This is a genomic window from Actinomadura opuntiae (genome assembly GCF_030283205.1).
Taxonomy (GTDB): Bacteria; Actinomycetota; Actinomycetes; order Streptosporangiales; family Streptosporangiaceae; genus Spirillospora.
Window position 1 is genome coordinate 146,143 of the sequence record NZ_JASNWF010000023.1, and the last position, 13,467, is coordinate 159,609.

Below are 13,467 nucleotides of genomic sequence, written 5' to 3' on the forward strand. Positions count from 1 at the left end.
CCGGGGGGGTACGGATGGGCGTGCGACGCAGCGGTGCGGCGGCGGACTCGCGCACCCGCATCCTGGACGCGGCGGAGGCGCTGTTCGCCGACCGCGGCTACGAGGCCAGTTCCACGGCGCGGATCGCGGGCCGCGCCCAGGTGCCGAAGGGGCTGGTCTTCCACTACTTCCCGCAGAAGATCGACGTGCTGGTCGCGCTGGTCGACGAGCGCACCTTCGTGGAGGAGCCGCCGGACGAGCCGCTCGAGGCCGTCCCCGGCGACCCGGCCGGCACGCTGTCGCGGCTGGCCCGGCGGCTGCCGCTGCACGCCTCCCCCGCGATGCGCCGCATCCTGTTCCGGGAGGCCGACACGCACCGCTCCGTCCGCGACCGGCTCGGCCACCTCAACCGCGTGGTGTTCCTGCGCGCCCGCCGGGCCCTGGAGATCGCCCTGCCCGGCGCCCGCGGCGACCAGGCCCGCCTGGAGGCCGCCGCCGCGACCTTCGCCGCCGTGCTGATCTACCAGGAGAACCTCGCCGGCCTCACCGGCCAGCACCTCGACCCCGACGCCGTCGCCGACCTCATCGCCCGCGCGCTCGGAGCCTAGTCACGGCCTGATCGGCTCGAGAAGACGGTGGGGGGTGCGCAGGAGGCGGCTGACGGGGTCGTCGCGGTGGCGGACGCCGGGGCCGGCGTGCATCTCCACGTCCTCCAGGGGGACGCGGCGGTCGCAGGCGGGGCAGGTGCCGTCGGTGCCGACCCGTCCGCCGCAGCCCGCGTGCACGAACAGCCGGCACGGCTCGGCGGACAGGTGGTCCTCGCCCCAGCGGGCCAGCGTGTGGACGACGGGCCACAGCTCCTTGCCCATGTCGGTCAGCACGTAGTCGTGGCCGTCCTTGACCAGGACGCCGGCCTCGACGAGCGACTGGAGGCGCGCGGACAGCACCGCGCGCGGGACGTCCAGATGGGCGAGGAAGTCGCTGAACCGGCGGACGCCGTAGAAGGCGTCCCGGACGATCAGCAGCGTCCACCGCTCGCCGACGACCTCCAGCGCGCGGGCCAGCGAGCAGTCCTGGGCCGCGTAGTCCTTGCCGAGTGCCATGGCCCCACAGTACCGCCCTGACGGTTCATTGAACGAACCGGACGTGCTACCGTCTCCCCCATTCGAGTTCATTGACTGAACCTCACTGGGGAAGGTGCCATGACGACTCTGGCGACACCGCGCGCCGGGCGGCTCCCGGCGGGCAGCACCGCCGCGCTGGCGCTGCCGGCCGCCGCCACGCTGCTGGCCCTGATGAACTACTGCGCCCCCATGGCGGCGCTCACCGAGACGGCCCGCGGCCTGGAGGCGGGCGCGACGGCCCGGATCTGGCTGATGTCGTCCATCAGCCTGGGGCTGGCGGCCGCGCTGCTGGTGACCGGGAGCCTGGCCGACGACCACGGCCGCCGCAGGGTGTTCGCCGCCGGCGCGGCGCTGCTCACCGCGTCCAGCGCCGCCTGCGCCGTCGCGCCGACGACCGGGGTCTTCGTCGCGGGCCGGATCGTGCAGGGCGCGGCGAGCGCAGCGCTGCTGGCGACCGGCCTCGGGATCATCGCCGCGGCCTTCCCGCCGGGCCCGCGCCGCGCCCACGCCACCGGCGTGTGGGGCGCGATGCTCGGCCTCGGCATCGCCCTCGGGCCGATCGCGTCGGCCGGGCTCACCTCGGCGGCCGGCTGGCGGTCGTGGTACTGGGTCGCGGCCGTCGCCTCGGCGGCGCTCGGAGTGGTCTCCGTGCGGACGCTCCGCGAGTCCCGGGCGGACCGGCCGCGCGGCCTGGACCTGCCCGGGCTGGTCACCATGAGCCTGGGGGTGGCGGCGCTGGTCGCGGCGATCACCTGGGGACGGGCGGGCTGGACGCGTCCGGGCGTGCTGGCGCTGTTCGGCGCGGCGACGGTGCTGCTGGCCGCCTTCGCCGTGGTCGAGGCGCGGCGCCGCGAGCCGATGCTCGACCTCGGGCTGTTCCGGCGCCCCGCGTTCCTGCTGTCGATCTCCGGCGCGCTGGTCACCGGCCTCGCCGTCATCGGCATCATGAGCTACCTGGCGACGGTGATGACGCTGGTACTGGGCCTGTCGCCGGTGGCGTCGGCGCTGGTGCTGGCGATCTGGTCGGGGGTGTCGTTCGTGTCGGCGCTGCAGGCGCGGCGGCTTCCGGCCCGGCTGCCCGCGGGGCGGCTGCTCGGCGCCGGGCTGGCGCTGAGCGCGGTCGGCGAGTTCGCGATGCTCGGGCTCGCCCCCGACGCGCACTGGTGGCGGCTCGCCCCCGGCCTGGTCGTGTCGGGGATCGGCAGCGGGCTGGCGAACGCGATGCTGGCGCGGCTGGCCGTGGGCAGCGTGCCGGCCGACCGGGTCAGCATGGGTTCGGGCGCCAACAACACGGCCCGCTACATCGGCGCGTCCATCGGGGTCGCGGTCGTCGGGGCGATCGCCACCGGGTCCGGGGACGGCCCGTCCGCGCTCGCCCACGGCACCGACGTCGCGATGCTCGTCTCCGCCGTCGTCGCCCTCGCCGGCGCCGCCCTGGCCTTCGCGATCCGCGAGCGTTAGGCGAGTTCCTCGATGAAGGCGGCGAGCTGGGTGAGGTTGCGGCACTCGAACATCGGGACCAGCTCGCCGTAGCGGGACGCGGCGGAGTCGCCGGTGTCCCACGAGCGCCGCGGCTCGGGGTTCAGCCAGTATGCGTGCCGGGCCCGGTCGACCATGGACCGCAGGATCGGCAGCGACAGCTCGCCGTAGTTGGAGCGGGCGTCGCCCAGGATCAGCAGGGACGTCTTCGGCGTGATGGCGTCGCGGTACTTGTCGTCGAACACCTTGATGGCGTGGCCGTAGTTGGACCGGCCGGTGATCCAGACCAGGTCGGCCTCGGCGGCCATGCGCGTCATCGCGTCGGTGACGTCCGCGCCGGGCGCGAAGTACTTGGTGATCTCGTCGGTGGCGTCGATGAACGCGAACGCGCGGACCTTGCTGAACTGCTCGCGCAGCGCGAACGTCAGCAGCAGCGTGAAGTGCGCGAACGCCGACACCGAGTCGCTGGCGTCGCACAGCACCACCAGCTCCGGCTTGTGCGGGCGGCGCGGCCGGTAGTGGGTCGTCAGCGGCACTCCCCCGCTGGCGAGCGACGCCCGGACCGTCCGGCGGAAGTCGAGCCGGCCGCGCTTGCCGTGCCGCTGCTTCTGGACGAGCCTGGACGCGAGCTTGCGCGCCAGCGGGTACACCTCGCGGCGCAGCGCGGCGAGGTCGGCGCGGTTGGCGCTGGAGAAGTCGAGGCGCTCCAGCGGCGGCCGGACGGCGAGGCGCGCGGTCCGCTGCACGCCGGTGTCCTCGGCGATGCGGCGGCGCACCTCGCTCGCGACGAGGTCCTCGAACCGGGCGATCCGGTCGCGGAAGGTGCGGCGGGCGACGCGCTCGGCCATCCCGCCCCGCTCCTGTCCGGTGAGCACGGCGTTGAGCAGCCCGGCCATCAGCGTCTCGGGCGACAGGGCGCGCAGGACGCCGGAGGAGAACCACGACTCCTGGCCGGGGGTGCGCCCGTACTCGGCGACGGCAGTCCGGGCGAACTGCCGCAGCGCCGCGTCGTCGCCGGACAGGAACAGCTCCATCAGCTCCTCGCGCCGCCGCTGCACCTCGGGGTCCAGGGCAGGCGGGACGGGATTGCCGTCCGCGCCGAGCGTCCGGGCCGGGCGGTCCCGCTCCGTCGCGGCTCCGGCGCCGTCCCCGATCGCCGCCGGGAACCACAGGTCGAACAGCGTGTCGAAGGTCGCGCGGTGCTGGGGCCGCTTCACCACCGTGGCCGCGTACGCGGCCCGCAGCGCGCCCCGGTCGAGCAGGTCGACGGCCTGCATCGCGCGGACCGCGTCCAGGCCCTCGGCGACCGACACCGGCAACCCGGCCTCCCGCAGCGCGGCGACGAACGCGGTGTGCCGGTCGACCAGCGAGGCCATCCGATCAGCCCCTCAGGCCCAGTTCCTTGACGGCGCGCTCCTGGTCGGAGGCGTGCTTCAGGACGACGCCGAGCGTGCGGGCGACGGCCGCCTCGTCCAGCTCGTCCAGGCCGAGCGCGAGCAGGGTGCGGGCCCAGTCGACGGTCTCGGCGATCGACGGCGCCTTCTTGATCTCCAGCGCGCGCAGCGTCCCGACCGTCCGGACGAGCTGCTCGGCCAGCTCCGCCTCGACGCCCGGCACCTGCGCCAGGACGATGTCACGTTCCCGTTCCGGCGCCGGGTAGTCCAGGTGCAGGTAGAGGCAGCGGCGCTTGAGCGCCTCCGACAGCTCCCGCGCCGCGTTCGAGGTGATCAGCACGAAGGGGCGGCGGACGGCGCTGACCGTACCGAGCTCGGGGATCGTGACCTGGAAGTCCGACAGGATCTCCAGCAGCATGCCCTCGACCTCGACGTCGGCCTTGTCCGCCTCGTCGATCAGCAGGACGGTCGGGGTGCTCCGCCGGATCGCGGCCAGCAGCGGCCGCTCCAGCAGGAACTCCTCGGAGAAGATGTCGTCGTGGGTCTCCTGCCAGGCCCGGTCCGCCGGGGCGGCCTGGATGGCGAGGAGCTGCTTCTTGTAGTTGAACTCGTAGAGCGCGCGGGCCTCGTCCAGGCCCTCGTAGCACTGCAGCCGGATCAGCTCGGCGCGGGTGGCCGCCGCGACGGCCTTGGCCAGCTCGGTCTTGCCGACCCCGGCGGGGCCCTCGACGAGCAGCGGCTTGCCGAGCGCCTGCGCGAGGAACACGGTCGTGGCGATCGCCTCGTCGGCCAGGTAGCGGACCTCGGCCAGCCTGTGCTCGACGTCGGCGGGCGAGGTGAACGCGCCGTCCCCCGCGTTCGCGGCGTTCTCGATGGTCTCGGTCATCCCTTGCCCTTGTGTCCGGTGGTCCGGCCCTTGCGCGCGGCCGCCTTGGTGTACTTCTGGCTCGTCCCGGCGAAGACGATCTTGCTGTTCCCGTCCGACAGCGACACGCCCCAGTAGGACGCGGTCTTCGGGTCGCCGCCCTGCCAGGAGAACCGGTACCTCCCGCCGCCCTCGGGGATCGCCGTCCCGCTCCAGAGCTTCCGCCCGCCCTTCACCCACACGCCGGTGCCGTCCGCCTTGAACTGGAAGTAGTCCTCGGCGGGGCCGACCCAGCGGCCGACGAGCGGCTTGACGTCCGCCGGCTTGATCGCGGGGATCGGCTCGAGCGGCGCGGACGTGGCCGGGGCGGCGCTCGCGCCGCCGTCGTCCGCCTCCGTCCCGCCCCCGCCGCATCCGGCCAGGACGAGCGCGGCGGCGGCGACGCAGGCCGCCAGGACGGTCGAGCGGGCCCGCACGGTCACAGGAACCTCCGACGATTCTCGGACGAAAGCGGCAGTTTACCGGCGCGAACCGGGCCCGCCCCCGCTCAACCCTGCGGGGTACGCCCCGGTTGGCACCGAGGGGTGAGGCGGCACGGGCGCCGCGGCGCCTATAACCGAACCATGACGACCCGACGACTGCCTCGCGAGGACCTCACCGCGGCCCTGGCGGCCCGCCGCGAGCTGGGCCCCGACTACGACGCGGCCTTCATCGAGACGGTCGTGGACCGCATCGAGGAGGCCCTCGACGCGCGTCCCGCCGCCCCCGCTCCGGCTCCGCGCCGCCGCCCCCGGGCACCCCGCGTGTCCGGGGACGGCGATCACGGCCTGCTGCTGGCGGTGCTGTCGATGGTCGCCGCCATCCCGCTCAGCGCCATCGCGGTCGTCAACGCCGGCGGTCTCGGGCTGTTCCTGGCCTGGTCGGCGATCGTCCTGATCAACATCGCCTACAACTTCCGCCCCCGCTAGCCCAACCCGCGGCACGGGCGGGCACGCGGAGCGAGCGCAGCGAGCGGAGCGGGGGTTCCAGGGGGTCGCCCCCCTGGAACAACACGGCTACCTACCGGGCTCGGGGTCGCGGGGCAGGCCGAGCAGCCGCTCGCCGATGATGTTCAGCTGCACCTCGGTGGTGCCGCCGTAGATCGTCATCGCGCGGCTGAACAGCATGGCCCGGGCGATGATCCCGCTCTCGGCCATCGGCGTCTCGGTCGCGGCCGCCTCGCCCTGCGCCGCCCAGCAGTAGTCGGCGACGTCCTGGTTGAACTGGACGCCGAGCAGCTTGCGGACGCTGGCCTCGGCGCCCGGCTCCACGCCGTTGAGCTGCTTGAGCGTGGTGCGCAGCCCGAGCAGGTCGATCGACTGGCCCTGCGCGACGAGCTTGCCGACCTCGGCGGTGGCGACGGCGTCCAGCGTCCGGCCCTTGAAGAAGTGCAGCAGCTCGGGCACGCCCATGCCCAGGCCGCCGCCGGTCGACAGCGACACCCGCTCGTTGGACAGCGTGTTGCGGGCGACCTGCCAGCCCTTGTTCACCTCGCCGACCACGCAGTCGTCCGGGACGAACACGCCATCGAGGAACACCTCGTTGAACAGCGCGTCACCGGTCAGTTCCCGCAGCGGACGCACGTCCACGCCCGGCGACTTCATGTCGACCAGGAAGTAGGTGATGCCGTCGTGCTTGGGCGCGTCAGGGTCGGTGCGGGCGATGCAGAAGCCCCACTGCGCGTGCTGGGCGACCGACGTCCAGATCTTCTGGCCCGTCAGCTTCCAGCCGCCCTCGACCCGCTCGGCCTTCATCGACAGCGACGCCAGGTCCGATCCGGCGCCCGGCTCGGAGAACAGCTGGCACCACACCATCTGCCCGCGCAGCGTCGGCCGCAGGAACCGCTCCTTCTGCTCCTCGGAGCCGTAGCGGACCAGCGACGGCACCAGCCACGCGCCGATCACCAGGTTCGGCGCCTTGACCTTGGCGGCGCGCAGCTCCTGCTGGATGATGATCTGCTCGACCGGGCCCGCGCCGCGCCCCCACGGCTGGGGGAAGTGCGGCACGGTCCAGCCCTCGTCGCCCATCTTGACCTTGAGGGCGTCCTTGTCCTCGATCGCGGCCAGCTCGGCGATCTCGGCGCGGATCCGCTCGCGCAGCGGCTGGGCGCTCTCGTCCAGCTCCAGCTCGACCTCGCGGCGCTTACCGTCCAGCGCGAGCTCCGCGACCTTGGCGGCCCAGTCCTTGGCCGGGCCGAGCAGCGCCCGCAGCGTCAGCGCGCGGCGCAGGTAGATGTGCGCGTCGTGCTCCCAGGTGAACCCGATGCCGCCGAGTATCTGGATCGCGTCGCGGGCGGTCTGGACGCCCGCGTCTCCCGCGATCACCGCGGCGACGGCGGCGGCGAACCCGGCCTCCTCGGTGCCCTCGTCCAGCGCCCGCGCGGCGTCCCACGCGGCGGCGCGGGCCTGCTCCAGCGCGATCAGCGCGCGGGCGTCCTTGTGCTTGACGCCCTGGAACTGCCCGATCGGGCGGCCGAACTGCTCGCGCACCTTGGCGTACTCGGCGGCGGTGTTGACCAGCCACCCGGCCAGCCCGGCCGCCTCGGCGCCGAACAGCGTCGCGGCCAGGTCGCGGACGCGGCCGGTCGTCAGCCCGTCCAGCACCCGGTCGGCGGCGACGGTCACGCCGTCGGCCTCGACCGCGGCGACCCGGCGGACCCGGTCCAGGCTCGCCACCGCGGTGACCTTCAGGTCGGCGGCGTCGACCGCGACCCACTGCTCCTCGTCGCCGGCCGCCACCGGCAGGACGACCACGTCGGCGAGCAGCGCGCCCAGCACCGTCGCCGACGAGCCGGACACCACCAGCGCGTCGCCGTCGCGGGTGCCGGTCAGGCTCCCCGACAGCGCGACCGCGCCGGTCCGCGACCCGTCCGCCAGCCCCGGCAGCAGCTCGGCGCGCAGCTTGGCGTTGCTGGACGCGTCGATCACCGCGCTCGCCAGCACCGTCGGCAGGAACGGGCCGGGCGCCGCGGCCCGGCCCAGCTGCTCCAGCACCACCGACAGCTCCAGCAGGCCGTAGCCCTGCCCGCCGTGCTCCTCGTCCAGATGCAGGCCCAGCAGCCCCTGCTCGGCCAGGGCCGGCCAGAAGCCGGGCCGGGTCTCCTCGTCCGCGTCCAGCGCGGCGCGGACGGCCGTCGCCGGGATGTTGCGCTCGGCGAAGCCGCGCACCGAATCGGCGAGCGCCTCGTGCTCCTCGGTCAGCCCGATGGCCATGTCGAACCCTCTCTCACACCGCTTGTCGACAGCGATTCTAGAACAGGATTCTGGTCACGTGGGGCAGTGATTCCGCTCTCACCGGCCGGAGGCGTCCCGGGCCTGCGGATCCTCGCCCGCGATCGCCGCCGCCGGCTCGTCCTGCGCCCGCCCGGCGCCGCCCTTGGGGCGCGCGCCGACCGTGAGGCTGGCGACGGTGGTGGCCGCCAGCGTCCCGGCGATCACGGCCAGCGACAGCCAGATCGGCACCTCCGGCGCCCAGGCGACACCGTACTCGTGCATCGCGTGCAGGATCAGCTTGACCCCGATGAAGCCGAGGATGAACGCCAGCCCGTGCCCGAGGTACACCAGCCGCTCGGCCAGCCCGCCGAGCAGGAAGTACAGCTGCACCAGGCCCATCAGCGCGAACGCGTTGGCGGTGAACACCAGGTACGGCTCGGTGGTCAGCCCGAAGATCGCCGGGATGGAGTCCAGCGCGAACAGCACGTCGGTGGAGCCGATCGCGATCATCACGATCATCAGCGGGGTGACCATGCGGCGGCCGCCGCGCCGGGTGAGGAACCGGTTGCCCTCGTAGTCGTCGGAGGTCGGGATGACGCGCTTGGCCCAGCGCAGCACCGCGTTCTCCTTGAACTCCTCGTCGTCACCGCCGCGCACGAGCCCGTAGGCCGTCCAGATCAGGAACGCGCCGAAGATGAAGAAGACCCAGGTGAAGGTGGAGATGGCGGCGGCGCCGACGGCGATGAACGCGCCGCGCAGCACCAGCGCGATGACGATGCCCGCCATCAGCACGGTGTGCTGGGCGTGCTTGGGCACCGCGAACCGCGTCAGGATCACCATGAACACGAAGAGGTTGTCGACGCTGAGGCTCTTCTCGGTGACGAACCCGCCGAAGTACTGCGCGGCGTGCTGCCCGCCGGAGAAGGCCCAGACCCCCAGCCCGAACAGCACGGCGAGGCCGATGTAGACGGACGACCAGAAGGCGGCCCTGCGGGTGGTGAACTCCCGCGCGTCGTTGCGGTGGATGACCAGCAGGTCGGCGGCGATGACGGCGGTGATCCCGGCGAGCGTCAGGATCCACACCCAGGGTGCGACGGACAACGTGAAACCTCCGGCGGACAGAGTCGGGCGCCGGAGGTCTCTCCCGCCCTCGTCCCGAGGGCCACGGGCACCGGGCCGGTGCGGACCGGCCGTGCTGACGACACCCGTGCGCGGGGATACTCCCCTCCACTTGTCCTGTAGAACGCCGGGGCACGGTCCCCGGTTCCCGGATCTGCGCAAATCCTCGATCTTTCCGCGAACCGGGCCGGCGGACGCGGCATCTAAGGCGCCGCGCTCGACGGCGGTCGGCGCCGGGCCGGGCTCAGTTCCCGGTAGACGGCGGCGAGCTGGTCGACGGCGTCGTCCTCTCCGGGCAGCGCCGCGGCGCGCTGCGCGGCGGCCGCGCCGAGCCGCACCGCGAGCGCCGGGTCGTCCAGGATCCGGCCGACGGCGCGGGCCAGCGCGTCGGCGTCGCCGGGCGGGACCAGCAGCGCCGCCTCGCTCTCCGGCCCCTGCAGCAGCGCCCCGGCGCCCGCCGGGCGGTCGCCGGCGCCGACCATGCCGGGGATCCCGCCGACGCGGGCGGCGACCAGCGGCCGCCCGGCCCGCAGGATCTCCTGGACGATGAGCGGCTGCCCTTCCCACACGCTCGGCACCACCGCGATGTCGGCGGCGGCCAGCAGGGCGGGCACGTCGGAGCGCCGGCCGAGCAGCCGGACGGGCAGGTCCTCGGCCTCGATCCGGGCGCGCAGGTCGTCCTCCAGCGGGCCGTCGCCGGCGATCGCGACCAGCGGCGGCGGGGTCCGGCCGGTCCAGCCGCGCGCCGCGTCCAGCAGCGTCGGCAGCCCCTTCTGGTCGGCGAGCCGGGCGACGGTGAGGATCAGCGGCCGGTCCCCAACGCCGAGCTCCGCGCGCAGGTCGGCGCGGACGGCCGGGCCCGGCTGCTCGCGGGGCGCGGGCGCCGGGACCAGCGCGTGCCGCACCGACCGGGCGCCGAGCGCGCGCATCCGCTCCTCCAGGTCCGGCGAGACGCCGAGGACCACCGCCGCGCCGCGCGCGACCACCCGTTCCAGCGCGCCGTAGATCGCGGCGGTCCGCCCGCCGGCGATCACCGCGTTGTGCAGGGTGACGACCAGCGGCGGCCCGCCGCGGGAGAAGCGCAGCGGGCCGGGCGCGACCCGCGCGCACGCGGTGACGGTGAGGGCGCCCGCGCGCAGCCCGTGCGCGTGCACGACGTCGGCGCCGCGCAGCAGCGTCCGCAGCCGCGCGACCGCCCTGGCGTCGTTCAGCGGGCGGGGCCGGTCGGCCAGGTCCACCTCCTCGAAGCGGACGCCGGCCGCGCCGAACCCGAACAGCTCCTCGGTGGCGGCGGGCCCGCAGACCAGCACGCTGGCGCCCCGCCCCGCGAGCCCGGCCGCCAGGGACCGGACGTGCCGCCCCACACCGCCCGCGCTGGTGCCGAGGACGAGCGCGACCCGCATCCCGTCCAGGCGGGGGCCGGCGGACGCCGCGGGCCCGCGCTCACCGGTTCTGCTCGTCTCTTCAGGCACTGCGGGCGACCTTCCGGGTGAGGACGGCCCGCAGATCCCGGCCGTCGACCACGAACACGATGATCAGGAACACGGCGGCGGCGACCAGCGCGGCCAGCGCCCCCGTGCCGATGTTGCGGAGCTGACCGGCGAGGCCGGGCGCGCCGACGCCGAGGAGCGCGGCCGTCCCGTAGCCGGCGGCGGCCCCCGCGCAGGCGCCCGGCACCCCCGCGGCCAGCACGCGCCCGAGCCCGTGCACGGCACCGGCGCCCCGGGCGCGCAGCAGCGTGCCGACCAGCAGCACGCCCGCCACGGTCATGCCGGCGGCGTTGCCCGCGCCGAGGCCCGCCACCACCCACTTCGGGTCGAGGACCCACAGCACGAGCACCACGTCGGCCACGGCCACCACGATCCAGCCCGCGACGACCGCGATCGCGCCCATCCGGCCGCGATGGCAGGCGAACAGGACGCGGCCGAGGTGCGCGACCAGCCCGTACCCGAGCAGGCCGGGCGCGAAGGCGAGCACCGCGCGGGCCAGCACCTCCTGCTGGTCGGGGTGGCCGGGGTTGAACACCACCGACACCGGCACGGCGACCGCCGCGAGCACGGCGGCGCCGGCGCACGACACCAGGATCACCGCGCGGGTCGTGGCGGCGGTGACCTGGTCGAACCGGTCGTGCTCGCGGGCGCTCATCCGCGCCGACAGCATCGGGAACGCGCTGGTGGCGATCGGCACCGCCAGGATCGCCCAGGGCAGCAGGTAGATCGCCCAGGCGTACTGGTAGTTGGCGAGCGCACCGCGGGTGCCGCGCGAGCTGAGCCGGACGATCAGCAGCGTCGACAGCTGCTGCGCCGCGACGGTCGCGATCCCGGCCAGCGCCAGCCGCCGCACGCGCCGCGCCACCCCGTCCGGGAACCGCAGCATGGGACGCAGCCGCAGGCGCAGCCGCCACGCCGCGACCCCGGCGGTCGCGGCCATCGCGACGCCGCCGAGCGCCGTGCCGACCGACAGCGTCAGCTCGGCGCTCTGCGGCAGCCCGGTCAGGTCGTTCTCGAACCCCTTGCCGAGCGGCGCGTAGACGACGTACGCGCCGATCACCACCAGGCTGGACACCAGCGGCGCCAGCGCCGGCGCCACGAACCGGCGGTGCGACTGCAGCAGGCCGTACAGCACCACGGCCATCCCGTACATCACCATCTGCACGGACTGGATCGCCAGCATGTTCCCGCCGACGTGCATGACTTCGTCGCGCGAGCACCCCTGCAGGTGGTCGGCCACCGCCAGGTCCATGATCGGGTGGGACAGCAGCGCCATCAGCGCCGCCAGCGGCAGCATCAACAGCACGATCCAGGTCAGCAAAGCCGACCCGATCCGGCGGACCTCCTCGCGGTCGCCCCGCTCGGCGGGCCCCGCCAGCACTGGGACGACCATGCTGGCCAGCGCGCCGCCCGCCACGATCTCGTACACGCTGCTGGGCAGCTGCGTCGCGCTGAAGTACGCCTGGCTCAGGCAGGACGTGGTGACCGTCTGGGAGAACGCGTACGTCCGGCCGAACCCGGCGAGCCGCGCCAGCACGGTGATGACCCCGATGACGACGGCCGCGCCGGCGAGCCCGCCGGTCAGCCGGCGCAGCGCGGACGCGCGGGACGGCGCCGTCACGGCGTCGCCGTCATCGACGGGACCGCCCACCGGCGGGTCGCTCGGCGGGGTGCGGGGCGGGGTGTTGGCGGGCATCGGCGAGGGGCACGTGTCCTGGGCTGCCGGGTCGGCCGGGGGGCCGCCGCGGTCCTACGCGGGGTCCGCCGCGACGCCGTCGCCCGCCGGGCCGGTCTGCGGGGGGACGTGCGGCCGGAACGCGTCCTCCATGTCCGGCTTCTCGGTCGCGGTCGTGGAGGCGGAAGCGGAGGAGGAGGCGGGGGCCGGGACGGCGACGGGCCGGCGGCCCAGCATGTCGATCCGGTCGAGCACCGGGTTCCCCGCGATGACCTTGGTGAAGCTGACGAACTCGCTGGCCGCGTTCAGCGCGACCAGCCCCGACAGCACCGCCAGCCGGGACCGGCGGCCGAGCCGCGTCGCGGCCAGGCCGAGCAGCGCGCCGAGCGCGTTGGAGCCGGTGTCGCCGAGCATCGCCCGCTCGGCGAGGTCCTCGGGCAGAAGCGCGGCGGCGGCGCCGAGCGGCGCGGCGACCGCGGCCGACGACGGCCGGGCCAGCGCCAGCGGCGCCCCGGTGATGACCCCGACCTTGATGGCCCGCCCGGGCCGCAGGTCGAACAGGTTCATCAGGTTGGCGCTGCCCGCGACGATCGCGCCGTTCACGACGGTGTCGAACGCGCGGCCGCGCCGGGTCGGCGCGGGCGAGCCGGCGACCGCGGCGGCGGCCAGCCCGGTCGCGCCGATGCCGAGGATCTTCACCGCGCCGCTGGTCACCTCGCCGCGGGCGAGCGCGCCGAGGTGGCCCTTGAAGCCGCGCGAGGACGCCGAGCCCGCCAGGTCGTCGTAACCGCCGAGGACGCCGGACGCGGCGCCGGCCAGCAGCGCGGCGGCGCGGGTCCGGCCGGTGGCGCCGGGCGCCAGCAGCCCGGCCGCGGCGGCGCCCGCGACCAGCGCGGGCCCCTCCAGCAGGGTGACCGGCTCGCCGCGGTGGTTGGTGCGGTCCCACACCTCCTCGCCCGGCAGGCCGTTCAGGCCCGGCGGGCGGCGCGTCAGCGCGACGTAGGCGGCGCGCGCCGCGACGGCGCCGAGGCCCATCCCGGCCAGCAGCCGCGCGCCCGCCGCCGAACCCGAGGCGATGCGTCGGTTCATCA

12 protein-coding genes are annotated in these 13,467 nt (G+C 75.1%); 3 read left to right on the plus strand and 9 right to left on the minus strand.

Annotated elements, in window-relative coordinates:
- The first annotated feature begins 14 nt into the window (after positions 1 to 14).
- Positions 15 to 587: a TetR/AcrR family transcriptional regulator gene (locus QP089_RS39200; RefSeq protein WP_446474121.1), complete on the plus strand. Its 573-nt coding sequence runs from the start codon at positions 15 to 17 to the stop codon at positions 585 to 587.
- Here the strand turns inward: QP089_RS39200 and QP089_RS39205 are convergent, their stop codons facing one another.
- Positions 588 to 1,082, minus strand: a complete 495-nt coding sequence (locus tag QP089_RS39205; RefSeq protein ID WP_285919024.1) for a winged helix-turn-helix transcriptional regulator — start codon at positions 1,080 to 1,082, stop codon at positions 588 to 590. It abuts the gene before it with no gap.
- 99 nt (positions 1,083 to 1,181) lie between these two features.
- Here QP089_RS39205 and QP089_RS39210 point away from each other — a divergent pair, with 99 nt between their 5' ends.
- Positions 1,182 to 2,564, plus strand: coding sequence for an MFS transporter (locus QP089_RS39210; protein ID WP_285919026.1), 1,383 nt, complete (start codon positions 1,182 to 1,184; stop codon positions 2,562 to 2,564).
- On the opposite strand, the gene QP089_RS39215 is transcribed toward QP089_RS39210, so the two are convergent.
- From QP089_RS39215 to QP089_RS39225, 3 genes are read right to left on the minus strand one after another with little or no spacing between them, the layout of a single operon-like run.
- Positions 2,561 to 3,958 (minus strand): vWA domain-containing protein, encoded by a 1,398-nt coding sequence (locus QP089_RS39215; RefSeq protein ID WP_285919027.1) that lies wholly within the window; start codon positions 3,956 to 3,958, stop codon positions 2,561 to 2,563. The genes QP089_RS39210 and QP089_RS39215 overlap by 4 nt on opposite strands.
- Before the next feature lie 4 nt (positions 3,959 to 3,962).
- On the minus strand, positions 3,963 to 4,862 hold the full coding sequence (locus QP089_RS39220) for an AAA family ATPase (RefSeq protein ID WP_285919028.1): 900 nt from the start codon (positions 4,860 to 4,862) through the stop codon (positions 3,963 to 3,965).
- The gene (locus tag QP089_RS39225) at positions 4,859 to 5,323 is read right to left on the minus strand and encodes a hypothetical protein (RefSeq protein WP_285919029.1); all 465 of its coding nucleotides are present in this window, start codon (positions 5,321 to 5,323) and stop codon (positions 4,859 to 4,861) included. The genes QP089_RS39220 and QP089_RS39225 overlap by 4 nt, the downstream gene beginning before the upstream one ends.
- Before the next feature lie 141 nt (positions 5,324 to 5,464).
- Between QP089_RS39225 and QP089_RS39230 the strand changes: the two genes are divergently transcribed.
- Positions 5,465 to 5,809 carry a hypothetical protein gene (locus QP089_RS39230; protein WP_285919031.1) on the plus strand — a complete coding sequence of 115 codons (345 nt, stop codon included), beginning with the start codon at positions 5,465 to 5,467 and terminating at the stop codon, positions 5,807 to 5,809.
- Between the two features lie 87 nt (positions 5,810 to 5,896).
- Here the strand turns inward: QP089_RS39230 and QP089_RS39235 are convergent, their stop codons facing one another.
- From QP089_RS39235 to QP089_RS39255, 5 genes are all read right to left on the minus strand, one after another.
- Positions 5,897 to 8,092: an acyl-CoA dehydrogenase family protein gene (locus QP089_RS39235; RefSeq protein ID WP_285919033.1), complete on the minus strand. Its 2,196-nt coding sequence runs from the start codon at positions 8,090 to 8,092 to the stop codon at positions 5,897 to 5,899.
- Between the two features lie 78 nt (positions 8,093 to 8,170).
- Positions 8,171 to 9,193, minus strand: a complete 1,023-nt coding sequence (locus tag QP089_RS39240; protein ID WP_285919035.1) for a TerC family protein — start codon at positions 9,191 to 9,193, stop codon at positions 8,171 to 8,173.
- 221 nt (positions 9,194 to 9,414) lie between these two features.
- A complete protein-coding gene (locus QP089_RS39245) occupies positions 9,415 to 10,614 on the minus strand; it encodes a glycosyltransferase (RefSeq protein WP_285919072.1) in 1,200 nt (399 codons plus the stop codon).
- A gap of 61 nt (positions 10,615 to 10,675) precedes the next feature.
- Complete coding sequence (gene murJ, locus QP089_RS39250; protein WP_285919037.1) at positions 10,676 to 12,397, minus strand: murein biosynthesis integral membrane protein MurJ; 1,722 nt, start codon at positions 12,395 to 12,397, stop codon at positions 10,676 to 10,678.
- 54 nt (positions 12,398 to 12,451) lie between these two features.
- On the minus strand, positions 12,452 to 13,465 hold the full coding sequence (locus QP089_RS39255) for a hypothetical protein (RefSeq protein ID WP_285919039.1): 1,014 nt from the start codon (positions 13,463 to 13,465) through the stop codon (positions 12,452 to 12,454).
- Between the last annotated feature and the right edge of the window lie 2 nt (positions 13,466 to 13,467).

Bases quoted from the DNA above. Each gene is read 5' to 3' on its own strand.
- QP089_RS39245 (WP_285919072.1), bottom strand. From the start codon at position 10,614: ATGCGGGTCGCGCTCGTCCTCGGCACCAGCGCGGGCGGTGTGGGGCGG.
- QP089_RS39210 (WP_285919026.1), top strand. From the start codon at position 1,182: ATGACGACTCTGGCGACACCGCGCGCCGGGCGGCTCCCGGCGGGCAGC.
- murJ (WP_285919037.1), bottom strand. From the start codon at position 12,397: ATGCCCGCCAACACCCCGCCCCGCACCCCGCCGAGCGACCCGCCGGTG.
- QP089_RS39220 (WP_285919028.1), bottom strand. From the start codon at position 4,862: ATGACCGAGACCATCGAGAACGCCGCGAACGCGGGGGACGGCGCGTTC.
- QP089_RS39255 (WP_285919039.1), bottom strand. From the start codon at position 13,465: ATGAACCGACGCATCGCCTCGGGTTCGGCGGCGGGCGCGCGGCTGCTG.
- QP089_RS39205 (WP_285919024.1), bottom strand. From the start codon at position 1,082: ATGGCACTCGGCAAGGACTACGCGGCCCAGGACTGCTCGCTGGCCCGC.
- QP089_RS39200 (WP_446474121.1), top strand. From the start codon at position 15: ATGGGCGTGCGACGCAGCGGTGCGGCGGCGGACTCGCGCACCCGCATC.
- QP089_RS39215 (WP_285919027.1), bottom strand. From the start codon at position 3,958: ATGGCCTCGCTGGTCGACCGGCACACCGCGTTCGTCGCCGCGCTGCGG.
- QP089_RS39230 (WP_285919031.1), top strand. From the start codon at position 5,465: ATGACGACCCGACGACTGCCTCGCGAGGACCTCACCGCGGCCCTGGCG.
- QP089_RS39235 (WP_285919033.1), bottom strand. From the start codon at position 8,092: ATGGCCATCGGGCTGACCGAGGAGCACGAGGCGCTCGCCGATTCGGTG.